We start from the raw sequence: 25,235 nt of genomic DNA on the forward strand, positions 1-25,235 counted from the left end.
AATTAGGTGTAAAACTCTGCTCGATGGCGAGCGGCGGCGTACAAAAAATCTATATGGTGTTTTTAAGAGAACCGTCCCGGCGGGACAGGTCAGGCACTGACCTGTTCCACCTCCGGGATGGGTTTGAGATTAAAATGAATTTCGATAGAAATGTGTCTTGTTTTATCTTCGTCAATGCGCTCATGCACGACGATTTCTTTGATTAAGCGGTTAAGGGTGGCTGCGTCCAGCTCTGTGATGTTGGCATATTCCTGAATGGCTTCCACCCATTGTTTTGCGTCATTGGCAAGCTGGACTTCATCAGACAGCCGCTTTCTGCCCTCGGACACCTTTGCTTTAAGCTCCGTCTGCTCGGTCTGTGTCTTTTCCAGCATGGTGTTGAAATTCTGCTCACTGATACGCCCTGCAATCATATCCTCATAAAGCCGCATGACCATTTTGTCCAGAACCTCAATCCGTTCCTCGTCCCTTGTGAGGGAGCGTTCCATTGCTTCCCGCTGTTCCCGCTGCTCTGCTTCACAGGTATTGGTCAGGCGGTCGGCAACCGCTTCCCCGTCCATCAGGGCAGCTCTGGCACATTCCCTGATTTTCCGCAGCACATGGCTGCAAAGGGTGTCATAGTCAATCCGGTGCTGGGTGCAGTGGTTCTTTCCAAAGGCATTGTAGGTCTTGCAGGAATAAATTTGCTGGGGATGTTTTGCGTTTGTGTAGCGTATCGTCAGCGACTTCCCACACTCGCCGCATTTTATCAGTCCGGCAAACAGGCTGATTTCATTGGTCTGCCCCGGACGCTGGCGAGATTTCAGCTTGTTCTGCACAATGTCAAAGCTCATGCGGTCAATCAGCGGTTCATGCTGTCCCTCCACCACAATCCAGTCCTCCGGCTTCTTTTCCCCAATCGTGCCGATTTTGAAACGGTAGTCTTTTTTCTGGGAAGCAATCGCCCCGGTGTAGACGGGATTCATCAAAAGGTCTTTGATAACGGAGAAGTCCCACATATACCGTCCTTTTTCTGGGTCTTTCTTTTCCCATTTGGTGCGGGTATTGCGAAGCCCCCGTTCCCGGTTCCACCATGTGGGGCAGGGGATTTTTTCTTCCTCCAGCCGTCTGCGGATATAGTTCGGACCATGACCGTTCAGGGCATATCCGAAAATCAGTCGCACAATCGGGGCGGTTTCCTCGTCAATGAGCAGATGGTTTTTGTCCTCCGGGTCTTTCCGATACCCAAACGGGGCAAGACACCCGGTAAACTGTCCTTTCTGCGCTTTCAGAAGATAAGAGGAATGGACTTTCTTGGAAATATCCTTGCTGTACATCTCGTTCAGGATATTCTTGAACGGGGCAATATCGTTGTTATCCCGCAGGGTGTCGATACCGTCATTCATGGCGATATAGCGGACACCGTTTCTTGGGAAAAAGTCCTCAATCAAATGCCCGGTTTGCAGATAGTTCCGCCCCAGTCGGCTGAGGTCTTTCGTGATGACAAGGTTGATTTGCCTGCGCTCAATGGCTCTCAACATTCTCTGTAAATCAGGACGCTCCATATTAAGACCTGTGAAGCCATCGTCCTGATAGACTGCCACAACCTCCCATCCCTGCTTTTCGCAGTATTTTTCCAGCATATCACGCTGGTTTGCGATACTGGCACTTTCGCCTTGCAGGTCATCGTCCTTTGACAGTCTGCAATAGACCGCTGCACGATAGCCCCCGGCAAGTGCCGAACCGATTGTTCTGTATTCCATTTCGTTCATCATAGCCATTTACCCACACAATCCAGACGGTATCTGGCTCTTTTGAACCTCATCTTCATTATACTTCAAATCTTTCTTTTTAGCAAGATATTCTTTTGAATTTGTCTTTCCATATTTCTGGGAAATCAGGCTGACGAACACATCGGTTGCGTCAAGCTCCCCGTCAAATACAGTGGTCACATGAATCTCTGTTTTGTTTTTTGCCATAGGCAGTTATCCTCCATACATGAAAATAGCCAGACAGAGGGTGTCGGCAACGAAGTCCGGCAACGGGCTTCAAAAGACCTTGCAAACAATCTCAATCTGGCGATGATTACTATTTATACTTTTCTTTTATTTTTCTGTTGTTTTGGTTGTTATAAGGGAGAAAAGCCCGGAAATAAGGGGTTTTCCCCGGCAACCGGCTCGGCAACGGGATAGCAACAGGGGGTGCAACGGGCTGTCATTTTCAGAATGGAAGCTCCATCTGTTCTGTGACCTCCACAAAGCCATCCATTGCTTTTTCAGACGGGTTGCATAAGTCCGTTGCCGGGTTTTCACGCTCCCAGCCCTTTTGTCTGCCGTATTCGGAAAACATTCTTGGATTCGGGAAGTACCGCCAGCGGTCAATGCATTGGTTCATAATCTCGTTGATTTCCCGTATTTCCCATTGCTTCGGCTCGTCAAAGGCATGGTTCAAAGCTTCCTTGTAGAGCTGCTTGGAGCAGACCATGCTCCCGGTGTACCTATCAAGATACGCCTGTATCATTCCGGCTTTGGTGTCCTCCGGCATAAAATCCCGCTGGTGTTCTTTGAGATACCGCTGCATGGCGGGGCTGAAAGCCAGCTTGAACCTGCCGCTTCGGTAAATCTCCATCGCTTCCGCCCACATCTGCTCGATATAGGCTCTGGAAGCAGCTTCGTCCTCCAAAATGTGAACCTCGGCTTGCTCCGGGTACACCATGACGGGGATAAAGCGGCGGTTGCCGGAACGGTCAAGGGGAAGAAAATCAAGGGCATTGGAAGTGCCGCCAAACACGCACTGACGGGGGCGGTCTGCCGGGTGGGTTTCATAGGGTATCTTGTAGACCTCTTTCTGCCGGCTTAAAAATGACTTGATTTCCTCAATGCTCTTGGCGTTGGCGGTTGCCATCATTTCCGACATTTCGATAATCCAGTGACCTTGCAGCTTGCGGTACACATTGTCATCGTCCAACTTCCGCAAATCATCGGAGAACCACTCGTCCCGGACTGCCAGCAGACGGAAGAAGGTGGACTTGCCAGCCCCCTGACCGCCTACCAGACAGAGCATGATTTCAAATTTGCATCCCGGCTGAAAGGCTCGTGAAATTGCACCCAGCAGGAACAGCTTCAACGCTTCATAGGTGTAATCGTCTGCGTCAGCCCCCAGAAAGTGCCGCAGGCAGAAACGGATTCGCTCTGTCCCGTCCCACACAAGGGTATTGAGATAGTCCCGGATGGGATGGTACTTGTTTTCATTCGCCACAATCCCGATGGCGTTATCAATCTTCTTCTCATTGGTAAGCCCGTAGGTTTCTTCCAGATAGAGAAGCAGATACTTCATGTCCGTATCGTTCAGGGCGGTGCTTTCCCTGTGGAAGCCGATGGGCTTTATGATGTCCTTGCGGTCGGTCAGGATGTTGTATGCGATAGCCCCGGAAAGCAGCGGGTCACGCTGGAATACGGTCAGGCAGTTCCGTATGCTCTGACGGACACCGCCTTTCTCGGTAGTTTCCAGCCCCGCCTTGATTTCCTCAATGCTCTGGGGCGGCTGCATGGCGTTCATGGTGTTTTTTAGTTCTTGCTGCGTTTGCGGCGGCAAGCTCTGCCATTCGCTTTTCAAGCTGTATCACATCCTTTCCGTAGTCCGTAATCAAAGCTGCTTTTTCCTCTGTCTCCCCAAAGAGCAGCACATCCAGCAGATATTCCACATGGTCTTGCTTCTGTAAGGCTTCCACAAACCGGGGATGAAAGGCTTCCTCCGGGGAGTGCGGGGCATATTCCTTTCTCCATGCCCGAAGCAGATGGAGATAATCGGCAAGGATACGGAAGCAGCGGCTCTTTGCTTCCTGAAACTGTTCCTCCGGGGATTTCTGCCGGGGCTTGGGCTTTTTTGCCTTTCCCGGCGGCTTCCAGTCCTCATAGGAAAGCCCGAAGTCCTGTGCCAGTTGTACGGCGGCTTCTTTCTTTCCCAGCCCATACAGGGCGGCGGCAAAATCAATCACATCCCCATCCGCACCGCAGCCGAAGCAGTGGTAACGCTGATCCAGCTTCATGCTTGGGGTTTTATCGTGATGGAACGGGCAGCAAGCCATCCCGTTCCGCCCTGCATGGATTCCATAATGCTCCGCAGCCTGTCTTGTTGTGACGGACTGCTTCACAGCTTCAAATACATTCAAATCTATCCCTCCTTAAAAAGAAAAAGCACCTGACATTCTCTGATTGAAAATGGCAAGTGTCTGTTAAAGTTCCATATCCTGTTGTCTGTGTTTCGTCTGCGCCGGGGCGGTTCTTTGTGCTTTTTTCTCGTCCGCCTTATCCTGCAAGACTTCTTTGATAGGCTGTTTCTTGGGCGGCTCTTTACTTTCCTCTGTGCCGGGTGTGGCTTTCCGTACCCAGTAGCGGATGTCCCGCAGCTTCTTCAAATCCTCCTGCACCTCGGTCAGTGGTACTTTCAGCTCTGCGATGTCGCTGAGAAGCGTTTCCTGCTCCTCTTGTAGCTCCTTTTGGGTGCTGTCCTTATCGTCCGGGTGCTTGGCAAGGTAGGCGGCGGCTTTCTCATACCGGGCAACCTCCGGGTGTTCCTGTTTGAATTTCTCCTTTGTTTTCTTAAAAAATATCTTCTGGTACTTCTCATAGACAGGCTTACATTCTTTGCAGTCTGTCCGGCTGGCAAGAATCCCGTCAATCACTTTGCTGCGGGCTTCCTTTGGCTTCATCTGATTGCGGTAATCTGCGGCTGATTTCCCGGAAGATTCCAGAAAGGCTTCCAAGTCCTCCACAGTGGAAAGCCCCTTTTGCCGGAGATAGGACAGAGCTTCGCTGACTGCCTTTAAGTCTTTGGAAGTCCCCCGGTTCTGCCCAGCCCTCGTCCAGTCCTTCCGTTCTACCTTTCGTATCTCCATATATTTCATCAGAAGATTGGGAAGAAGCGTCGCTTCTTCCGCCGCTTTTTGTGCAAGCAGTTCCTTCCGCTTTTCGCCCAGCTCGGTAATCCAGCCTTTGAGGTTTTGGATAAGCTGCCGGATGGACTGCATTAAGCTGTTGGCGGCTCTGATTTCCCGGTTCAGGTTGCCGATATTCGTCTGGATACCACGCTTTTCCATCTGCCGGACAGCAGCCCCCTCATGGACAGTGGGGACAATATCAAGCCCCTGTCTGGCATAGGAACGCAAGTCCACACGCTCCGGACGGTCATTGGCTTCCAGATAGCGGTTCTGGATGACCTCCCATTCATGCCGCCAGATTTCACAATACTTCTGGTCGTTCCAGTCAACTGTATCCTCCTTGTGGCTTTTCCACCTGCCGGATGGCAGCTTTATCCGTTCCCCATTCTCGTCAAGGTCATAAACCTTGCGGCTCTTTGGAAGCCATTTCCCATGCTCGTCCATTGCCCTCATAGTCAGCAGGACATGGGCGTGGGGATTGTGTCCCGGCGGGTGGGGGTCATGGATGGCAAAGTCAACAATCATCCCTTTGGAAACAAACTGCTGCTCACAAAACTCCCGGACAAGGACAGCGTACTGGTCGGGCGGTATCTCTCTGGGGATGGTAAGCACCCACCGCCTTGCAAGCTGGGAATTCCATTGCTTCTCCACCGCTTCGGCGGCGTTCCATAAAGTATTGCGGTCTGCATACGACCGTGGGGCATTTGCCGGAAGCAAGATTTCATTGTGGACGATACCACGCTTTTCCGGGTAGTGCTTCACTTCCTGATCGTATCCACAGAACAGCTTTTCGCCGCTCTGGTAGGCAGCGGCGGCAACCGCAGACTGCTGTTGGCTTCGCTGCACAATCGAGATTTCGTTGTGTGGACAGGGCATTTCGTGTCCCTCCTTTCGGTAATTGGTGGATGGGGTGGCGTTTTACCACCTCATTTGGGGCAGAAAAAAAGCAGGAGACCTTTTCAGATTTCCTGCTCGGTGGTGCCGCCGGTGGGCGGCTGGTATTCAGTTTTGAAAGTTCGGGTCAGGGTGGCCCGATGATGAAATAAAATATCTGCATGAAGATTATTCAACTTCTTTTAGTAATTCTTCAACAGAAATACCGTAAAGTTTTGCAAGTGCAAAAAGATTTGATGTGGAAGGGTCGGATGTTCCATTTTCCCATTTTGAAACAGCCTGCCTGCTAACACCAATCGTTTCAGCAACAAATTCCTGCGTCATTTTGCACTGTGTTCTGTGTACTTTGAGTGCTTCACCCAACGATTTCCTCACTACGGATTTTTCCTGCCGTACATCTTTTGAATGGATATATTTGAGTAATGCACGAACAATAAGGGTAAGCAAACCAACAAAGATACATAAGAAAATTATTCCAACGATTATCATAAATACGGTTACTTTCATTTGACCACCTCCTAATGTTGCTGTTGGCTTCATTTCTCTGTACGGATATATTTAAGCAATGCACGAATAACAAGGATAAGCAAGCCGACAAAGATACATGAGAAAACTATTCCGACTACAATCATAATGATGTTTACTAACATTCATTTGGATGACCTCCTTTCTTTGTTGGCTTTATTCTATCTGAATTACCGTGTTGCTACCACCAACTATCAAGCAATTATCAGTTGCATATCGGTTGCACAATGATAGCGTTCTGTTTTTTGACCTTATTATACTAAATTACCGTAGATAAGGATAGCTCGACTGATAAAACTTGCTGGACGGGAACAGCTTGCAGCGCAAGGTGTTTCCGGGCGGCAAGTCCACAAAAGGGTAGCTGGCGACAGCCAGCGCAGGGGAAGCGTAGCGTCCCCTGTATGATTTGGAGCAGACCATGACTGCGGAAAATCACAGCCCTCCGGCGAGGAGCCTTCGGAGAACGCAATGCACCAACCTTTGGGTGGTGTATAATTGCGCCCTTAGTAAACTAAGGGGTTTCCGGCTTCTCTCGTTCCAGCAGTTTTTTCAATAGTTCCTGTGTGTCCTGTCTGTGAAAAATGAGCTTCAACAACAGCATAACATCATCATCGGTCAGGCGTTCCGGCTCTTGCAAAAAACTTTCCAGCATACCGCCACGAGTGCAGAGCCGGTGCGTCCGTTCCTTTCGGGTAAGCTGCTTTAGCTGGTGCTGCAACGCCTTTTCATCATTGATGGCTTTCCGCAGTTTCTTTTCACTTTTTTCCAGCTCCCGGTTGAGCCTTTCCAGCTTTGAGGTATCAGGCAAGGGCAGCGTCCTCCTCTCCCGGTATCAGCACATAAATCCTGTTTGGTTCTCCAACGCCCTGACGCACCCGCATGATAAGCCCGGCGGTTTCCAGTTCATTCAAAGAACGCTTGACCGTCATGGAGCTGCGGGACAGGACTGCGGCAATGGCTGTGACAGGGAAGCAGACAAAGAGGATTCCGTTTTCGTCCTCCTGCCCATTGGAGAGCATAGCGTCCAACATCCGGCAGTACATGACCTTTGCGGTGCTGCTGACTGGAAATCCTGTCAACGCTCTGGGAAATGGCACACAGGGCGGCAAGGGTGTGTCTATCGTCATAAATTCAAAATTCATTCGGTGTGTTCCTCCTTTTTCTTTGCTCGTTTGGATAAATAACGGGGGCAGTCAACCACAACCGCCCGGAAGCTCTGCCTGCACCCATGCTGGCATTTCCGGCATAATTCGTTGTAAGTGACACGCCCCCGGTCGTTGAGGTAAAAAGAAAGCTCATGCTTCCTCTTTTTGCTCATTCTCGGCATATTGCGCTTCCTCCCGTTTTAGTGTATGGTTTCGGGGCGATTTTTGGAAAAATTACGGTCATAGAGCCGCTTAAAATCTCCCGAAGTATCAGCGATAGGGTAGACTGTCCCCCTATCAGATTGTCGTGTTTCGGTATCATTTCGGTGTCAGTTCGCCAGTTCTCCCCGGTGTCGTTCCTCCCCTGAATCTCACAGCGGCGTATCGCTCCCTTTGGTATGCTCGTTTCGGTCAGGGTTCCTCCACATCCCTGCCAAAAGTCATGGCACTACATCGCCGGGGAAGCATATCCCACACAGGCTGGTCATTCGATTGGAATAATCCATCGATGAACTACCTGTATCATAGAACATTTTTGTGCCCTGTGCCGTATGTCCACAAAGCAGGAATTCGGGGTAAAAATCAGAAATTTCCACGATTGCGGAATGATATGGTATAATCAATTCAACGGTTATAAATGTTGTCAGAAGGGGGAACTGCTTCAATGAACGGAGCTACTACAATACAGGAACGGCTAAAAGATTTACGATTAAACAAAGGATTAAAACTGGAAGAACTGGCTGAGCAAACGGGTATTTCAAAATCGGCTCTTGGCAGTTATGAAAAAGACGACTATAAGGAAATCAATCATGGCAACCTTATCCTGCTGGCAGATTTTTATGGGGTGTCCCTCGATTATCTCTTTTGCCGGACAGAGAACCGGGCGGAGATCAACACGCCATTAAGGGAGCTGCATTTGAGTGATGAGATGGTAGCACTTCTGAAAAGCGGTTGGATTAACAACCGTCTGCTGTGCGAACTTGCCACCCATAAGGACTTTATCAAGTTTCTTGCGGACATTGAGATTTATGTGGATGGGATTGCCACCATGCAGATTCAAAACCTCAACGCCCTTGTCGATACCGTCCGGCATGAAATCATTGAACGGTATCGCCCCGGCGAAGATGACCCCCATTTGAAAGTGTTGCAAGCCGCCCATATCAGTGATGATGAATATTTCAGTCACATGGTACGGGATGACCTCAACCTGATTATCCGGGATATTCGGGAAGCCCATAAAAAGGACAGCGAGAGTGCACCTCAGACCACCGTTGCCGATGAACTGAAAGAAAATCTGGAAGCGGTTGAAAATTTCAAGGGCAGCCGTGATGAAAAGCTGGTTGTCCTTTACTGTAAGCAGCTTGGTATCAACTATAAAAATCTGTCAGATGAAGAATTTCGCTGGCTGATTCGGATTCTCAAAAAATCAAAGAAAATGGGAACGCCTATCAGCCAGAGGAAAAAACGATAAAGAAAAACCGCTGTTGCATGGTTTGTTGGCTTCCATGTAGCAGCGGTTTTTGCTGGGATTATTCAGTTGAATTTTTAGCACGACAAACTGGAATTTGTCAAAGAGGATTATTCCAATATTCCACAGTATTTCTATTTACATCATAAAAAGTAATATTACCCGCATTTATAGGCAAGACAATCGCAAAAGGTTTATTGCGGTCAATATCAACCACTTGAATTGTGTTGCCATCATCTATTTCAAGTTGTTGCACCTGCTGTTGATTCATAGAAATAAATGCTCGTTCATTATATCCCTCTACAGTAAACTCCACAATTCCTCTTTGAATCCCCGAAAGAGTTCCACCTCCACGGAAAAAATATCCGAAGGAAAGTCCTGGACGATTGACATAGACGGAAAAAGAATGGTCACTCAAATCCTGAGGGTAAGAAATATATGCAGCCATCGTGCTGGAAACGCTTCCATCGACCGTCCAATCATCCTTAATCTTCTGCGACGAACGAATATCTGCCTCCAGCTTAGATGAAGTCACGCCGATCTCATTGTTCGTATAAAGAAAACAAACAAATAAAATACAAGCAAGAACAACCCCTATCACAATTTTAAGAAATATTTTTTTCACGCTATCAAAACTCCTTGTCAACTTTCGATTTGTCATAATCATTCTACCATACCGTTATGAATAAATCATCTCTTGCAAAATAATTTCTTCTGCCCGGTTGTGAATGTTATTGCAACGCTGCACCCATTCCATTTGATGGGTACGCTTCAATTCCTCGGTCACACCATCGGCAGCCTTCATCTGCTCCATGATGGTGTCTAACCGTTCCTGTGCCTGTTCGTTCAGGCCTGCAAGATATGTCCATAGCTCTCCGGTCAATATCAATGTGTTCAATCTGGCTGGGTGGACTTCTCTTAAATATTCCCGGTGTAGCCGTCCATACTTTCCAATGGGGCGGTGTTCTTCCGGTAGCTTCAAATCCGGGATGTAGTAATCCCCAACAAGGATATAATCAATTCCGTTTTCTGTTATTCTTGGTTTCAATTCGCTCATGTTCCTTACCTCCTGTGGAAGCAGGCTCGTCTGGTACTAACTCAATCACATCGGTAATCTCACAATTCAGCGTTTCGCAGATACGGGCTAATGTGTCCATACTGATGTGCTTTCCTTCTTTGCTCATGTTGGCAATCATATTCGTTGTCATACCGGCGGCAAGCCTTAAATCTTCTTTTCTCATATCACGCTCTAACAGTGTATGCCAGAGTGGTTTATAGCTGATGTGCATATTGTTTTCCTGCCTTTCTATCCATACCACCGGGGTGGCTGCCCCGGCAGGAACTTTTCTCTTATTATAGCACCAATCTTGTGAAATCACAATTTAATCTTGTAGCCTGTCGCTGATACCGTCTGGATTGGTTTTTCCTTTCTTTTTGTTCCCTTTAATTAGCCATGAACTGCTTAATGCCCTGGCTTTTTGCCGCAGGGTTGTCCGACCCGTAACCTTCCAGAAGGTTGATGACGCCCCACACCGCCAGACCGGCGCCAAGAGCCATGACCAGAATTTTGAGAATGTCGATTGCCTGATTGAAAAATTCCATATACGTTCCTCCATTTTGTTTGTTTGATGGTTTTGGGTACAAAAAAAGCCGCCCACATCGGCGGCGCTTCGGGTCATCATGGCCCGAAGTTACACAAACTCGTCGCTGTCCAGATCATCGAAATTCAACAGGTCAGCTTCTTCGTCCGTGTCGGAGCCGTCCACTTTGTACACCGTGTATTCGTCCTCCGGCTTTAGTCTCAATGGCCGGTGGCGGAACAGGCTTTCCAAGCGGAAGGCGTTTTTCTTTTTATCAAATTCGGCTGTGTACTTGTAATTCGGGTGCTTTTTCAAGTCATACTTCGGGGACAGGAAGGGCGGGAGCCCCCGAAGCTGCAAGATACATTTATCCCCGGGCATGGTGGTGATCTCGCTGGTGGTCATCAGTTCCCGGCCAAGCCGCTGCATATTTTGGCTGTAACTTTCAGACTGTCCCCGGCTTCGGCCCTCGGTCTGCATAGAGATGGTGGCCTTGCCCAGCCAGTTTTCCGAAATATCCTTTAGGGTGGAAGCCTCCCGGCCTCCGAGGAACACGATACTGTCCATGTTTCCCATGATGGTTTCGGAATGGTCTTTGTACAATGCCTTGCACTGGCTCATAGCCTGATAAAAGAGCGTCAGGCTGATCTCCCGGGAACGAATGACGGCCACAATCTTTTCCAGCCCCGGCACCTGCCCGGTGTTGGCAGCCTCGTCCCATAGCACCCGCACATGGTAGGGCAGACGCCCGCCATAGGTGTTATCAGCCCGTTCACACAGAAGGTTGAACATCTGCGAGAAAGCAAGGGCAACCAAAAAGTTGTAGGTGGTGTCCGTGTCGCTGATAAGGAAGAACAGCGCCGATTTTTCGTCCCCCAGCTTATCAAGCTCCAGCTCGTCATAAGACATGATCTCCCGAAGCTGGGGAATATCAAAGGGAGCCAGTCTTGCACCGCAGGAAATCAAAATGCTTTTGGCTGTCTTGCCGCTGGCGAGCTTGTATTTCTTATACTGCCTCACGGCGAAGTGCTGGGGGCTGCGGCGTTCCAGCCCGTCAAACATATAGTCCACCGCATTTTTGAAGGTTTCGTCATCCTCCCGGACTTCCATGCTGTTTATCATTTCCACCAGCGTATTCATGTTGCGTTCTTCTTCCGGCCCCTCAAAGACGATGTAGGCCACAAGGGCGCAGTACAAGAGGGTTTCGGCTTTGGTCCAGAACTCGTCGCCCTCCTTGCCGTCGCCTTTGGTGTTGGCAATCAAGGCGGTAACGAATTTCAAAACATCGCTTTCCGTCTTGATGTCGGGTAAGAGACTGGTATTGCTGCCAGCCCCTCCCCTAAGAACCGTACGTGACAGTTTCCCGTCATACGGCTCAAGCCTATCGTAAGGCCTCGTGTAAAACGAAACCCGGCTCAAATCAAGTAGTTTGGCTCATGCAGATTTCGATGACACCAGGGATGTACCATAATAGCGGGCCATTTCCTGTTGTTTTCGGTGTTAAAATGCGTCTTGAATCCTGTTTCGGATGTAATTCTTTCTCCGCATACAGGGCAGCACCGTTTCTGGTTGTTCCAGATTTTAACGAGTTTTTCCCGTCCTTTGGTACTGTTCAGCATTCTTTCTCCGTCACGTTCCTCATAATATCCCGTCCATTTTTCATCGAATGGGTTAGCTTCGGCGGCGATTTTCCTGAATCGGATGATTTTAGTATTTGCCGCGTATTCCAGCTTGAGGTATTTTTCATCGAAATCTTTACTGCGGAAAGCAGGCTCTGTTGCAAACGTCCACGTTCGGTTATCAATATGGTGCCAGTATTTGTTGGCAATCCATTTCCTACCTTTTCGCTTGTGTCTGCGGCAAGCCCACCTCCATAGGCACTCGAAAATCCTGTGGTCAACCAATCCAAAAATATCCGCAGAAACTACATAGCGATGGTAGTTGACCCAACCACGAATGACAGGATTTAACTTGCGAATGAGCAAGTCCTGTGTGGCTGTTTTGTTCTCCCTAACGATAGTCCGCACTTTTTTGAGGAAGGATTTTATCGCATTCTTTGACGGCTTAATGAGCAATTTTCCGTTGTATTTCCGAACGTTCTGCCCAAGAAAATCAAAACCGTCGCTGATATGTGTGATTACCGTTTTTTCCTCGGAGAGTTGCAGGCCGCGTTCCGCCAGAAAGTCCTTGATGAGCGGCATAACCTCGTTACGTAGAGTTTCCGGGCTTTTTCCGGTAACGATAAAGTCGTCGGCATATCGCACGAAGTTAATCTGGTCGTAAACAGTTTTACCTGCCACCGTCCGTCTCATAGGGAATCTTTCTTTTAGAATCCGCTCCAGACCGTCTAAGGTCATGTTCATCAAGACTGGCGATATTGTGCCGCCCTGTGGGGTTCCTTCCTCTGTTGGAAAGAGCTTTTTGGTTTCCACAAAACCGCATTTCAGCCATTTCCCGAGCATTTTCTTATCCATTGGAATGTTTGCCAACAGCCAGTTATGGCTGATGTGGTCGAAGCACCCTTTAATATCTCCTTCCAAAATCCATTGTGGAGAACCGGCTCTGCATAAATCGTTGAAGCATTGCCCGATAGCGTCGTGTGTGCTTCTTCCAATTCTAAAACCGTAGGAGTTCGGGTCTGCTAGAGTTTCTGCCAATGGTTCCAATGCAAACTTATATAATGTCTGCATGGCGCGGTCTGTCATCGTCGGAATACTCAGCGGGCGTAATTTTCCGTTTTTCTTCGGGATGTACACCCGTCTGAGAGGTTGGGGCTTATAGCCCCGGCGTTTGAGTTTTTCAATCGCCTCGAATTTGCCCTTTGGCGTTTTCCATAATTCATGGTCTACACCAGCAGTGTTTTTGCCTTTATTACTTGTCACACGCTTTACCGCCAATGCCTTGGCATAGAAAGAGTGCGTCAACAGCCATTGCAGGGTTTTCACCTTGTTGTAATGACCGTCTTTTTGAGCCTTTACGATACGCATTTGCAGCTTTTTAACATAGGCCTCCGCCTTCTTCCAATCAATGGATTCCCAGCTTTGTGCCCTGTCAGCAGGCGCACACAGTTTCCTGTTCATTTGCAATTCCTCCTCTCAAAAGTTCTGTAAATTCTCTCGTAAAGATAGACCTGCTGGAAGTCAGCCCGCTTTCGCGTGGAATACTGTTTCAATCCCTATCCGTTCTCATTACAAGGTCGGCATTCGCTTTTTCCAGCGTTCCTTACCCGCGTTTCTATCGGCTTTCCTTGCGGTCAGCTTTCCGAATATACGGAGAGAGCGTGGGCTTACCACGTTTCACGTAATCAACCGTGTAGGTTAGGTGCCGCCTATCCGCCGGCAGTCTTGTTTGTCCATGTGTTCCCAGCTTACAGGAGAACATCCGACTGCACACCTTTTTGGTTCAGGCTTATCAGCAACTTTAGCCTGGTTCCCGCTAACGACGTTTAACAGCGATTTACTTACATTCACCATACTACACAAGCCAAGCTCCCCAGCCGGACGTTGCTTCCAGCTTTTCGCCTCTGCCTCGCGGTTTCGGCTTGACCCTTTCGGGAGGGCTACCTTTTCTCGTCATGCTGCCTCACGGCCGTTGCCAGCCGCTTCGGTGACGATAGGCTACTGCTAATGGAATAACAGGTTCGGTCGGCGCCGAACAGTTTAATTACGCGACCTCGTGTCGCGCATAGGCCAGCGGATTGTAGTGCATGGATTTTGAAAAGTCGATACTGTTGAACACCCGCACCCTGTATTTCTCCCGTTGCAGAAACCGCCCGCACTGGTCGAGGGTGCCGCCCTTCGGGTCTACCACCACATACGAGGAATGGGCTTGAAGGAGCTGCGGGGTCAGCCAGAACCTTGTCTTTCCCGAGCCGGACGAGCCGATGACACAGGCGTTTAGGTTCCGGGCATTGGCGGGTATCTTCGGACGGGTGTTCATGGTAAGGAACTCCGTCCCGGTCAGAATGACATTGTTCTGAAATTTTGGGTCAACAAACGGCTTTATATCCTCCTTTGTTCCAAAGCGGGCGGTGCCGTATTCCGCATCCCGCCGGAATTTTTTCGCCTGCCTGATCTTTGACTGTATCAGCAGATACACCCCAGCCGCACCGGCAAGGCCCACCAGCAGGTCAATACCTCCCAGCCCCGGCCAGTAGGTTTCAAAGGCTTTGGGGAAGGTATCGAGCATCCCCATGAGCTTTGTCCCGAAGTCTGTGCCGGGGGCGATCCGGTAGGCCGTCCCGATTTTGGAGAAGAACCAGAACACAAAGAGGTACGGCAGGTTTGGGAGTACATATTTTCTGATTTTGTCACTCAACGTCCGTCCTTCACCGCCTCTCTGGTTCGCTGCTTTTCCTTTGCCTGTGTCCTGATCTGCTCCGTGAATTTCCGAAGCTGGCCGAGGATGGAAGCCTTGTCCTGCTCTTTATTCAGCACCTTTGCGCTGTACTTCTGGAAGGCCGCCGTGATAGCGTCCGCCTGATTGGCTTTGAAAAACAGCAGGTAATGACCGGGGCTCACTTTATGGAAAGCGTAGTCCACATGGAACTCCTTCGCGATCCGGTCAAAATCCTTTGGAGCTCCCACATAGGGCATGGCACTTTTGCCGCCATAGTGGTTCATCAGCTTTTTCACGCTCTGGCGTCCCTGCGGGGTCAGCGCCTTCCGGTGGTGCTTTTGCAGCGCCCGAACCACCTTGCCAAGAGCGGCAGCCAGCACTTTTCCTGTGAGCTTCGTTGTCCTGATCGAAAGGGCAACCGTTTTTTGGTTTACTTCTTCCTGCATAAAACCTCCTTTCCGTCGGGGTTCCCGCTATCCGGGAGGCCCCCGTACAGTCTCGGGGAACAGAAAACCTCGGGCCAATGTGGCCCGAGGCTTACCGCTCGGCATCCCTGCCGGACGGAGCTTTCTTTTCCGGCTCCGTCTGGACTTTTTCGCCCTGTTCCCGCATGGTTTGCAAGATAGAGGGCTTCTTTTGAAGCTGGGAGGGCTTTTCGCCGGACAGCGGCTTGATACATTCCAAGCGGTCAGCCGCCCGGATGGCGTTGTCCGTGAGCTGCCTCTGCCATGCGCCCACGCTGGGAGCCCAGCGGAAACCGTTGCTTTTCAGCTCGGCCCGGGTGTCCGCGTCAGGCTTTCCGTCAAAGAACACCTGCAAGCGGTTGTCCTCCCGGTTCATTTCCACACGGCCCCCATCGAACTCCCAGCCGGAAAATTCCTGCTGTGCCTGTTTGGAAAGCTGTTCGATACGGGCCTTTACCCGGCGGATTTCCGCATTGTTGTTGGTAAGCTGGTAGCTTTCAAAGGGCCTCGGATCGCTCCGCCAGCTTGACGCCATGCTTGCTTTCAGCTTTTCGATCTGATCCGGTGACAGCAGCGCACAGCCGTCCAGCTTGCCATGCTTGCGGTAATAGGCGTTGACCTCCTTCATAATGAGCTGGGAGCGTTCCAGCCCGTCCAGCTTCTTCTGGAGCTTTTCAATCGCTGCCGGGTCATCGGCGCTGATCCCGCCCATGCCGGTACTGCGTATCTTATCCAGCAGCCCTTGAATATACCGCCATTCCTCCATGTTGCTGTCCCGGGCCCGGTTCTGTTTTTCCTTCTTTCCCACCGGGAAATTGGCAGGTCCGGCGATCATCACAGAGGGAACCCTTGCGTCAATGGCAAAGCCCTGGTTCATGTTTTCGGCCAGCTTGCGGGCGTAGGTGTCTAACAGATGGTCAATCTTCTCATGGTACATGGGGGCCACCCGGGATTTCTGCCGTTCCGCTATGGCGGCGGCCTTGTCCACCATTGCCCGGTATTCCGCCGTTGCGCTCCCTTCCTTGTAGTCGGAAAAGCTGTTCATTTCCTTTGCCCGGCGGGCGGCTCCTTCATTGATAGGGTAATAGTTGATGGTATGCACCTCCTTCATGCTTCGGGCCATGCTGGCCCGAAGTCTTACCGTTCTTCATGGGAAGGCCCCGCCTTGTCCTTTTTCGGAGCGGGCGGGGCTTCTTGAAACCGTTTGAGTGCAGCGAGAATGGAGTGGACAGGCTCGGCCTTTTCAGGATAGGCAAATATCCGGTGTTCCGGCGGAATGTCCTGCGGCCCGTGGTAATACTCCTTGAAGCCCTCCGGGACTGCCGACACGTACCCACCGGGAGCGAATACGCCGCCCTCGTTGATACGCACATCCCGCCCGTATGCCTCATAATCGAAGTAGTTCTGAATGTGCTCCGGTATGTCGATGGTCCCAAGCTCGTCGGCGTAAAGACGGCCCAGCCCTTCATCATCAGAAATATCCGGGTAAAAGCGGTACAGGTCAAGGTTCTGGGTCAGGTTTATCAAATCCTTCACGCTCCGTGTGTGGTTTCCCAAGACAAGAGCGGCTTCAAAGGTTTCCAGTCCGCCCTTATCCCGTACTTCCAGCAGGGCGTGGCCCAGCTCGTTCAGCTCGTCGATGTTCTCACATTCGTAGAGATGATCGTAGAGCCCCAGCACATCACTGTCAAAGCTGGTAAAGAACACTTCGCTGTACCGTTTCCCGTCTATCCCGATTTTGGCAAGGGCGGCCTGCAACTCCTGTGTCGTCATGGGGAAATGTACCGTTGTCCCTACCTCGATCCCCATCAAGGGGTACAGGGCTGTATTGGTTATATAGGCTTCAAACATGGGCTCATTCCTCCTTTCCGGCCCGGTCAGCCAGCACCTCATAAATCCCGGCCATAATGTAATCGGCGCAAGGGAGGGCAATCGCGTTTCCCAGCGCCTTGTAGCGTTGCAGAGGCCGGATCTCCACGCCGTCCGCCCCGTACTTTGTCCAGCCCTCCGGCAGCCCCATCAGCCGTTCGCTTTCCGTTTCCGTCAGAAAACGGATACAGCCGCCCTCCGGGTCGCCCTCATACCAGAAGGCAAAGGGCGTTACATCACTGGCTAAAAGAGTGGGAAAAGGGTCAGTTGGTAATCCGAAGCTGTTTCGGAAGGCCGTTTCTTCCTGCCTTTTTGCCGCTCCCCGCATACGGAAGCACTGAAAGGGGTGGATGACTGGTATCTGCCGCCCTGTTTCAAAAGAAGCTGTTCGATCTCCTTCGGCGGCGGCCCGCCCGCCCTCTCCGCAAGGCGGAGGAAGTGGGAGCATTGGACGGGGCTTAAATAGTATGTCTGCGGCACGTCTGCCTCCAAAATCCGCCACGACGAAAATCCGCTGCCTTCGTGCCAGCCTTCGGGAGCCTGCCCAATACTGGGCGTCCATGAGCCGCCAGCACACATCAGGCGTTCCCCCTCGCACCATTCCGGCGTTTCCCCATCTTCCCGAAGGAGGCATTGGAACTTCGGTGTCCGAGAAGGCGGATAGGACGGCTCTAAAGTCCATCCGGTCATTTGTAGAAAACGCTCCCATGACGTTTTCCCAAACAGCGATAGCTGGATATAGGTTATCAGTAGCATCCCTCATTTCCTGTATGATACGAAACGCCTGATAGAACAGGCTTGATTTTGCCCCGGCAAGGCCGGAGCGGTTGCCGATCAGAGAAAGGTTCTGACAGGGGGAACCGAAGGTAATTATATGGACAGGTGGGATTTTCCCGCCGTCCACCTTCGTAATATCCCCCAAATGCACCATGTCGGGAAAGTGCCTTTTGGTTATGGAGATGGGCGCTTTTTCAATCTCACTGGCCCATACCGGACGGATACCGCACCGGGAAGCAGCCAGAGGGAACACGCCGATCCCGTCGAAAAGGCTTCCCAGCTTAATGTCCGGCATGGCCCGGGGTGCCGTGTCCCTTCACGGCAAGCACCCCTTCCAGTGTGGTCGCCGCAATGCCCAGCCGCCCGGCAACCGCAATATCGTTTTTTACATCCTCATCCACAGCGCTGCCGCAGACGATCAGGGTGTGGGAGCGCCGCAGCATATCCCGGCGCATATCAATCCCGGCCTTGTGTTCCTCGGGAACGCTGTCATTCAAAAACAGCGGCAGATACAAGAGCGGGCAGATCGGGGAAAAGCCCGCCTCATAAGCAAGACGGCAGTAGTGGGCCGCCAGCTCCATATCAACATCCGGCTCGCCGCTCCATGCGGCGGTCAGGTACGCTAAAGGTCGTTTCATTGGTTGAGCCTCCATTTCTGTTTAGGTTTAGGGAAAAGCAAGAGTTCGCCCAACCCCTCCGCCCCTTCCCCCGGGAAGGGGAACGGCTCTGGAGAATTTATATCCCCGTCGCTTGACCGGGAAAAAGCATAACCGGGAGAAATCCGTCAAGGGTGCCTCCGGCACCGCCTGCGGCGGCGCTGCCCTTGACTGATTTTCCCGGCTATGCTACGGAATAACTGGCGACGGGGAATCATTTATATCTCCAGAGCTTCGGGGCGCGGGGCAGAACCCCGCAATCCTCGGGCCATGCTGACCCGAAGTTTGGGCTTACTTTTCCTGTTCGTTTTTCTTCTCCGGCTTTTCGTGTTCCTTCTGCTGTCCCTTCCAGTCGTCCAGCAACTTGATGATCTGGTCCTTCATTTCCCTCGGCGTAGTTTCCTTGCCGAAATATTTGCTCAGTTCCGCACCTGTCAAAATCACTTTGTCTACCTCCTTTTTGTCCTCCATCATAATGCCGTCGATCACATCCCCGTTGAGCAGCTTCTTTTCGTCCAGCTCACGCATACGCTTTGCCTGCGCCTGCGAAGGAGAGGACTGCTGGCTGTCAATGGCGACGGCGATATAGTTCTGGTTCTTCTTGCCGATATAGGAAAGCTCCACCGCCGTAGTAAAGCCCAGCTTTTTTTCATCCATCAGCTTCATCAGGTCGGGAACCAGTTCATTGAGCCGGATATACCGCTGCACCTGCTTGACCGCCATCTTATTGCGCTCGGCCACAATCTCGTTGGAGCGTTTGCCTGCGTCCTTCGGGTCAATCTGGCCCGAAGTGCGGGAGCCCTGGTGCTTGATGGCCTCAAGCTGCATTTTCAAGGCTTTGGCCCGCTCACTGGGGAGGATTTCTTCACGCTGGTTGAGATTGTCCTCGACCATCTGCGTGATGGCTTCATCGTCTGTCAGGTTTCGGACGATACAGGGCATATCCGCATACCCGGCAAGCTCGCTGGCTTTCTGGCGGCGGTGGCCGGACACGATCTCATAGCCGCCATCCTCACGGGGACGAACAATAGCGGGCTGGGTCACGCCCTTGTCCTTAACGCTGGACACCATAGCCCGCATTTCTTCATCATCCCGGACTTCAAAGGGATGGTTCTTGAAGGCGTAGAGCTCGTTCAGCTTGATATAGACGATCTGCTCCTTGCCCCGGCGTGGTGCATCCTTCGGCTTTTCGGGTTCCTTCGGAGTGGGAGCAGTCTGCACCGTTGGAGCCGTTTTTTTCTCCGGTTCCTTTTTGACCGCCTTTTCCGGTTTCTGTGCGGGAGCTTTGGGCTTCGGGGCTGCGTCCTTGTCCTTATCTGCCTTCGGGGGACGGCCCCGGCGCTTCGGCTGTTCCGGCTCTTTGGGTTTTTCCTCCGCTTTCTTCGGAGCCTCCGGCTGCTTTTCCGGTTTTTCCGTTTTTGCCGGGACAGGCTTTTCCCCGCTGGGAGCTGCCGCCCGTTCCTCGACTTTCTTTTCCTTCATAATTTCAGCGAAGTTATAGACGGAAACCTGCGGGTTCTTTACCTCCGGTTCCGTCTTTTTTTCCGGCTCCGGAGAAACGGAAACCTTCTCCGGCTCTTTTGGGGGAGCGGGAGGCGTTTCCTTGCCCGGCCCGCTATCCGTTACCGGCTGTTCCGGCGTTTTTGTGGTTTTATCATCTGCCATAAGCATTTACCTCCTGTTTTTTGGCATGAAAAAAGAGGCTCAACTTTTCAGTCAAGCCCCCGTGGGAAGTTCCTCCTTTCTCCGCCATGATACAAAAATACCGCCCGTAGTCTCGTTTGGGCGGTACTTTGTGTAAGATTGGCAGTCCATTATTAAGTTTTTTATTATGTTCCCTTTGTACACCGTTGCAATGTTGTGTTTGGAGATGTTAAGAATATAACACCGGAAAATCTGTATGAACTCTCCCAGTATTGTTATGCATATCTTAAAAGCTGTTATATAACAAGAGATGCAGCAGTAGGTTCATTAACTGAAAAAACAAAGAAAAATAACCCTACATATGAAAGCACACAGAAGATGGTAAATCAGGAAATTGCGGAATATTTGATTAAGCTAAAAAATGCTGATAAAAAAAATAAGTATGGGTGCTATGGATTCTTGCCAGAAAACAATGAACAGTATTTGGGTGAGTATGATGATAGTTCAATTATAGATGCTGTGCAAAATAAAAGTGATTTGAAAGATTTTGTGGGAATATGGGTATTGGATAGTGTTGCAACAAATAAGAATAATGATCGATCTCTTAGTTTTATGTATGGAAGTGGATTAACACAGTATGGTGCTGATTTAGAAATTGATGAAAACGGCGATTTTTCGTTCTATATTGGAATAGGACTTGGTGGAAAGGGAGTATGTAGCATTGAAGATGATCATTTGAACTATAACATTAATATGTATGAAGAAAATCAGAATATTCAAGATACAATGCTTATTGGAAAAGATAAAAAATATTTGGTAATGAAAGATATAAATGATAATTCATATAATCTTTATTGGATAAGAAAAGGATTTCAAAGTGTTTATAGTGAGGTTGAAGAAGAAAATGTTGGAAAAGATGAAATAGAACTTTCTGGATATATTGGAGAGAACATATCTCAAATAGATCAAAACATAAAATTCACAATTGAAAATGAAGTAGATGCAGGAAAATTTAAACAAAATGATAATGTTTGTTTTGCTTGTCATAAGGACGATAGCATTAGAGAGATTGATATAACTGGCGATGGCGGTTATATGTTATATGGGATTAAATATAATATGGATGTGGATAGCGTAAGAACTATATTGAGTAAAAGCGATATCTGGACAATACAAAAAGATCAAACAGATACTATATTTTGTAAAGATAAAACAAATACTTACTATTTTGACATTTATCTAGAAAATGGAAGTGTAAAATCATTATCTTTACATTCTGCGGATAGTTATTGTGGATACAATCATGCAGAATAAACTAATGCGAATAATCTTATTAAATGCATTGCATCTGCGAAAGTTTTGTTTATTAAAATACATAGTAAATCATTTCTCTTAGGAAGGAGCAGCAATATGAAAAAATGCAAATTTATAAAATCAGAAATAGCAATTGCGATTCTAGGATGTTCAATCATTTTTACAGCCTGTGACGTTAATACTGACAAGAAAGTAGAAAAGCAGGCAAACAAGGTGGTTGACGCTGTAGAATCCAAAGATATAACAAAATTGGATGCTATCATTAACGGAACCGATGAAATAAAAGCAGACGAGGAATTAAAAGATTTCTTCGAGACAGACACCGAAGCAAATCAGAAAAATGGATTGATGTCTAAAATTATAAAGCATGACACAATCAAGGTGAAAAAGGTCGGAAAAGATACAGTTACATATAAAATAACAGCACCTGATTTTTCCAAGTATTTTACCGAGATGAAAAAGAGTGAAGTGACAGAGGAAAATATAGAATCATTTACAGATGATTATATTTCAAATGCTGAAAAAGTGACTAATGAAGTGGAAATTCCATATACATATAAGTATGGAATTTATTCAGCAGAATACGATACTGAGGAATTTGTCAATGCATTGACCGGCAATTTGGTTACTGCTTATCAGGAACTGATGCAGGATGTACAAAAGGAACTTAGTGAGGAGACTGGTGATGAAAAAAATAATTAGTATTTTATTAAGCGCAATAATATTATTGACAACTGGCACAGCGTATGCGACAGAAACAAAAAGTGCTGATATTTCGTACAATACACTTCCGGTTGAGTTCTCCGATAATTTAGGAACAACAGAAAATCTGGAGGCGATGGTAGATGACGGACATTTGTATGTAAATGCAAAACAGCTTGGAGAAAGGCTTGGGTATCAGGTTAAAGCAGGCGATAAGTATGTGGCTATTTTCAACAAAGAATATAGTAATACTGTACCGTATGGTATTACAACATTTTACTATGACAGTACAAAGGTTGGACATATGTTATTTAACAAGATGGTAGATTATGAGGCTCCGTTTAAGACAGTAAAGAATGCTGATGGAGAGTGGATTCCTTTTGAATTCAGTCTGTTATTGCTAAATAGTTCAGATGTTGTACTGGATAAAAAGATTCATGTTGATATGCCGGAGAAGAATATAGTTGATATCTACATGGATGTGTTGAAAAATAATGACCGTTATTTGTTCGATTGGGAAGCTGATGCCGGAGCGACACCTGGTTCAATGTTTGCAATGGGTACTGCATCCAATATGGTTCAGATATTTAATGGTGTTCTTGACTGGGATGGAGCATCATGGTGCCAGTTGATTAATTCATTTAGCATGGATTCGTCTAGCTATGATGCAAAGTATTCGGAATCATTTGCAAAGATGTTCTGTACTTATTCAGATGAAGAATTGAGTCAGGATGTAGATGCAATGAAGGAAAAGCTGAAGCCTTTTGATGGAGATAATTGGGTTGTAAAATCCATGAAACAGATAGATGATGCATATGATTATAAGATAGAAAATCTATCTAAGAAGACAGCAGATTTGAAGAAAAAAATGGTTGTTGAAAATAAAGCATCTGTGGATGCTTACAATAAATCGTATCAGGAATTAGATAAATTGTGTTCAAGAGCTGATTTCTTTTCTGAGACAACAGATCCTTTTGTACAGGTGTCAAAAAGTTTTAAAGAGGCAACAGGTTTTATGGAGGCATTCTATTCAGTAATGGAAATTACAGGGTATGCAAGTGAGTTTCAGAATCAGGATAAGTTTGCAGTGAAATCGTTGGATACATTTATTAAGAATTCAAATTACGGCTGTGTTATGTCTAAGGCTATGAAAGATGGTTTGAGAGATTATAAAAATACGTTGGAAACAGATATAGTCTCATATTCGGCATATAATTATCTGATGAATAATATGGGGGATTTACTTAAAGAAGGGCTGGATGTTTCTACGACATTACTTGATACAGAATCAAAGATATATTTGTTAATATGGGACATTTCTAAGGAAAGTGTTCCTTGGGTGAAAAATGGATTAAGCAATACGGACTGTTTTTTGCAGAGTATGTATGCCGGAATTGTACAGTCTGATACTTTTAAGTCTTATATTGATAAAAGGGATGCTGTGTTCAAGGATGCAAATAATATAACATCGAAGAATCTGTACGAGGTGACACAGTATTGCTATGCCTATTTAAAGAGCTGTTATATCACAAGAGATGCAGCGGTTGGAGCGTTAACTGAAAAGACAAAAGAAGATAATCCGACTTATGAGAGCACACAGAAAATGGTCAATCAGGAAATTGCAAAGTGTCTTGTTAAGCTAAAGGATGCGGATAAGACTAATAAGTATGGTTGCTATGGTTTCTTACCGGAAAATAATAAGCAGTATCTTAGTGAATATGATGATGGCGAGTTGTTAAAGTGTGTGGTTTCTTCTGTGGATGGAGAAGAATTATATAAAGATGTTCTAGATATGTATTATTATAAGATTAAAAATCAGAATTGGACGGAAAATGATAACGTCAGTATTTTGTTGAGTGGGAATTATTCGGACTATAAATCTTTAAGTAGCGTAGGGTATGCACTTTTGGATATCGATGGGAATGGAATACCGGAATTACTTATTGGAGACAATGACTCACAATCAGATGGAGTAATCATTGATTTGTATACATACGTAGATGATAAAGTTGTCTATCTTGATACAACATATGAAAGATTTGGAATTAACTTATCTAAAAACGGAAAGATATACAGATATGGTTCTGGTGGGGCGTATAATAATTTTGAAGAAGAGTGTAAAATAGACGAGAAAAATAAAGTACTAGTACCAATTGAGTCGATTGTTTTTGATGGATATTATAATCCAAATTCGCCATGGTATTATGCTACAGGTAATTATTATACAGATTCATATGATTATGATTTAGACAAAATGAAAAACATATCAGAAGAAGAGGCTATGAATAAAAGAAAAGAATTCGAAAATAATATTATTGGCTATTCAATTACCCTCTTTTCAGATTATATTCCGCAATCAGATAATGATAATATTTCATCTAATGCTGGAGTATATGACGAGTTTCTTAAAAATAGAGAATACAAAAATTATATAGCGGATTCTTGGACATTTGGCATTCCAAAACAATATTCAGTTATGGATATAGATGGAGATGGAACAGATGAATTATTAATATACGGAAGTGAAGATTTATGGGAGGATTTAGCTATTTTTTCCTTCAATTCTAATACACAACAAATTTCATTAATACCGGCAATGAATTATGATTCAGATGAACCACAACAAATTAGTGTGCTATCTGCCTATGGAAAAATTAAATACTCTGAAAAATATCATGCAATTGTATATAGCCAATATCAAAACTATAGTAATGGTATTGCTTGCGATTCAATTTCATATGATGTTATTAAGAATGGTATTTTAGATAATGATTTTATAATAGGTTTTGGAATTAATTCTGACACAAGTGAAAAGGAGTATTATTGTGGCACAGAGAACTTAACAGAATCAGAATATAATGAATATTTAGCAGAGTGCTCGGAAATATCTTGGATGGATTTACCATAAAAGTATAGAACATAGTTACTATTAATGATTTGC

General features: G+C 47.6%; 25 protein-coding genes and 2 pseudogenes. 5 read left to right on the forward strand and 22 right to left on the reverse strand.

Annotation, left to right across the window (positions count from 1 at the left end; all coding sequences use genetic code 11):
- Positions 1–89 precede the first annotated feature (89 nt).
- Positions 90–1,760, reverse strand: a complete 1,671-nt coding sequence (locus EUBREC_RS03525) for a recombinase family protein (protein ID WP_012741681.1) — start codon at positions 1,758–1,760, stop codon at positions 90–92.
- Positions 1,761–1,958 (reverse strand): hypothetical protein, encoded by a 198-nt coding sequence (locus EUBREC_RS03530; RefSeq protein WP_006873181.1) that lies wholly within the window; start codon positions 1,956–1,958, stop codon positions 1,761–1,763.
- On the opposite strand from EUBREC_RS03530, the gene EUBREC_RS16880 reads away from it, so the two are divergent.
- Positions 1,932–2,171 (forward strand): hypothetical protein, encoded by a 240-nt coding sequence (locus EUBREC_RS16880; protein WP_004612762.1) that lies wholly within the window; start codon positions 1,932–1,934, stop codon positions 2,169–2,171. The genes EUBREC_RS03530 and EUBREC_RS16880 overlap by 27 nt on opposite strands.
- Before the next feature lie 28 nt (positions 2,172–2,199).
- On the opposite strand, the gene EUBREC_RS03535 is transcribed toward EUBREC_RS16880, so the two are convergent.
- The 7 genes from EUBREC_RS03535 to EUBREC_RS16885 all read right to left on the reverse strand — a co-directional run bounded on the left by EUBREC_RS03535 (position 2,200) and on the right by EUBREC_RS16885 (position 7,664).
- Positions 2,200–3,537 carry a virulence-associated E family protein gene (locus tag EUBREC_RS03535; RefSeq protein ID WP_041253900.1) on the reverse strand — a complete coding sequence of 446 codons (1,338 nt, stop codon included), beginning with the start codon at positions 3,535–3,537 and terminating at the stop codon, positions 2,200–2,202.
- Positions 3,506–4,150, reverse strand: a complete 645-nt coding sequence (locus EUBREC_RS03540) for a CHC2 zinc finger domain-containing protein (RefSeq protein WP_012741683.1) — start codon at positions 4,148–4,150, stop codon at positions 3,506–3,508. The genes EUBREC_RS03535 and EUBREC_RS03540 overlap by 32 nt, the downstream gene beginning before the upstream one ends.
- A 63-nt stretch (positions 4,151–4,213) precedes the next feature.
- Positions 4,214–5,794 carry a MobQ family relaxase gene (gene mobQ / locus EUBREC_RS03545; protein ID WP_012741684.1) on the reverse strand — a complete coding sequence of 527 codons (1,581 nt, stop codon included), beginning with the start codon at positions 5,792–5,794 and terminating at the stop codon, positions 4,214–4,216.
- Positions 5,795–5,980: 186 nt separating this feature from the next.
- A complete protein-coding gene (locus EUBREC_RS03550) occupies positions 5,981–6,319 on the reverse strand; it encodes a helix-turn-helix domain-containing protein (protein WP_003509323.1) in 339 nt (112 codons plus the stop codon).
- Between the two features lie 529 nt (positions 6,320–6,848).
- The gene (locus EUBREC_RS03555; protein WP_012741687.1) at positions 6,849–7,145 is read right to left on the reverse strand and encodes a DUF3847 domain-containing protein; all 297 of its coding nucleotides are present in this window, start codon (positions 7,143–7,145) and stop codon (positions 6,849–6,851) included.
- Positions 7,138–7,479, reverse strand: coding sequence for a DeoR family transcriptional regulator (locus tag EUBREC_RS03560; RefSeq protein WP_012741688.1), 342 nt, complete (start codon positions 7,477–7,479; stop codon positions 7,138–7,140). Before EUBREC_RS03560 ends, EUBREC_RS03555 begins: the two co-directional genes overlap by 8 nt.
- Complete coding sequence (locus tag EUBREC_RS16885) at positions 7,476–7,664, reverse strand: hypothetical protein (RefSeq protein ID WP_002592123.1); 189 nt, start codon at positions 7,662–7,664, stop codon at positions 7,476–7,478. Before EUBREC_RS16885 ends, EUBREC_RS03560 begins: the two co-directional genes overlap by 4 nt.
- A gap of 482 nt (positions 7,665–8,146) precedes the next feature.
- Here EUBREC_RS16885 and EUBREC_RS03565 point away from each other — a divergent pair, with 482 nt between their 5' ends.
- A complete protein-coding gene (locus tag EUBREC_RS03565; protein ID WP_041253903.1) occupies positions 8,147–8,953 on the forward strand; it encodes a helix-turn-helix transcriptional regulator in 807 nt (268 codons plus the stop codon).
- Between the two features lie 97 nt (positions 8,954–9,050).
- Here EUBREC_RS03565 and EUBREC_RS03570 read toward each other — a convergent pair whose 3' ends face one another.
- From EUBREC_RS03570 to EUBREC_RS03630, 13 genes and pseudogenes are all read right to left on the reverse strand, one after another.
- The gene (locus EUBREC_RS03570) at positions 9,051–9,575 is read right to left on the reverse strand and encodes a hypothetical protein (RefSeq protein WP_040647981.1); all 525 of its coding nucleotides are present in this window, start codon (positions 9,573–9,575) and stop codon (positions 9,051–9,053) included.
- 54 nt (positions 9,576–9,629) lie between these two features.
- Complete coding sequence (locus EUBREC_RS03575) at positions 9,630–10,007, reverse strand: TnpV protein (protein ID WP_012741693.1); 378 nt, start codon at positions 10,005–10,007, stop codon at positions 9,630–9,632.
- Positions 9,967–10,239 carry a helix-turn-helix domain-containing protein gene (locus tag EUBREC_RS03580; RefSeq protein ID WP_002592127.1) on the reverse strand — a complete coding sequence of 91 codons (273 nt, stop codon included), beginning with the start codon at positions 10,237–10,239 and terminating at the stop codon, positions 9,967–9,969. Before EUBREC_RS03580 ends, EUBREC_RS03575 begins: the two co-directional genes overlap by 41 nt.
- Positions 10,240–10,393: 154 nt before the next feature.
- Entirely contained in the window at positions 10,394–10,552 is a 159-nt protein-coding gene (locus EUBREC_RS16890) for a Maff2 family mobile element protein (protein WP_003500126.1), read from the reverse strand.
- Between the two features lie 89 nt (positions 10,553–10,641).
- Positions 10,642–11,832: pseudogene (locus tag EUBREC_RS03590) on the reverse strand (VirD4-like conjugal transfer protein, CD1115 family); the annotation flags it as partial.
- 113 nt (positions 11,833–11,945) lie between these two features.
- Entirely contained in the window at positions 11,946–13,610 is a 1,665-nt protein-coding gene (gene ltrA, locus EUBREC_RS03595; protein WP_012741696.1) for a group II intron reverse transcriptase/maturase, read from the reverse strand.
- Positions 13,611–14,202: 592 nt separating this feature from the next.
- Positions 14,203–14,847 (reverse strand): annotated as a pseudogene (locus tag EUBREC_RS03600) (type IV secretory system conjugative DNA transfer family protein); the annotation flags it as partial.
- Positions 14,844–15,314 carry a PcfB family protein gene (locus EUBREC_RS03605; protein WP_012741698.1) on the reverse strand — a complete coding sequence of 157 codons (471 nt, stop codon included), beginning with the start codon at positions 15,312–15,314 and terminating at the stop codon, positions 14,844–14,846. The pseudogene EUBREC_RS03600 and the gene EUBREC_RS03605, both read right to left, overlap by 4 nt.
- A gap of 91 nt (positions 15,315–15,405) precedes the next feature.
- Positions 15,406–16,455, reverse strand: a complete 1,050-nt coding sequence (locus EUBREC_RS03610; RefSeq protein ID WP_012741699.1) for a hypothetical protein — start codon at positions 16,453–16,455, stop codon at positions 15,406–15,408.
- A gap of 14 nt (positions 16,456–16,469) precedes the next feature.
- Positions 16,470–17,183, reverse strand: coding sequence for an antirestriction protein ArdA (locus EUBREC_RS03615; RefSeq protein ID WP_005927704.1), 714 nt, complete (start codon positions 17,181–17,183; stop codon positions 16,470–16,472).
- A gap of 4 nt (positions 17,184–17,187) precedes the next feature.
- Entirely contained in the window at positions 17,188–18,273 is a 1,086-nt protein-coding gene (locus EUBREC_RS03620) for a DNA cytosine methyltransferase (protein ID WP_012741700.1), read from the reverse strand.
- Positions 18,260–18,616 (reverse strand): DUF7768 domain-containing protein, encoded by a 357-nt coding sequence (locus EUBREC_RS03625; RefSeq protein WP_003500157.1) that lies wholly within the window; start codon positions 18,614–18,616, stop codon positions 18,260–18,262. Before EUBREC_RS03625 ends, EUBREC_RS03620 begins: the two co-directional genes overlap by 14 nt.
- A 309-nt stretch (positions 18,617–18,925) precedes the next feature.
- The gene (locus EUBREC_RS03630; RefSeq protein WP_306542055.1) at positions 18,926–20,299 is read right to left on the reverse strand and encodes a ParB/RepB/Spo0J family partition protein; all 1,374 of its coding nucleotides are present in this window, start codon (positions 20,297–20,299) and stop codon (positions 18,926–18,928) included.
- A gap of 195 nt (positions 20,300–20,494) precedes the next feature.
- Between EUBREC_RS03630 and EUBREC_RS03635 the strand changes: the two genes are divergently transcribed.
- From EUBREC_RS03635 to EUBREC_RS03645, 3 genes are all read left to right on the forward strand, one after another.
- Positions 20,495–21,592 (forward strand): hypothetical protein, encoded by a 1,098-nt coding sequence (locus EUBREC_RS03635; RefSeq protein WP_012741703.1) that lies wholly within the window; start codon positions 20,495–20,497, stop codon positions 21,590–21,592.
- 96 nt (positions 21,593–21,688) lie between these two features.
- On the forward strand, positions 21,689–22,294 hold the full coding sequence (locus EUBREC_RS03640; RefSeq protein WP_012741704.1) for a hypothetical protein: 606 nt from the start codon (positions 21,689–21,691) through the stop codon (positions 22,292–22,294).
- Complete coding sequence (locus EUBREC_RS03645; RefSeq protein ID WP_012741705.1) at positions 22,278–25,202, forward strand: hypothetical protein; 2,925 nt, start codon at positions 22,278–22,280, stop codon at positions 25,200–25,202. The genes EUBREC_RS03640 and EUBREC_RS03645 overlap by 17 nt, the downstream gene beginning before the upstream one ends.
- The last annotated feature ends 33 nt before the right edge of the window (positions 25,203–25,235 follow it).

This window comes from Agathobacter rectalis ATCC 33656 (assembly GCF_000020605.1).
GTDB lineage: Bacteria > Bacillota > Clostridia > Lachnospirales > Lachnospiraceae > Roseburia > Roseburia rectalis.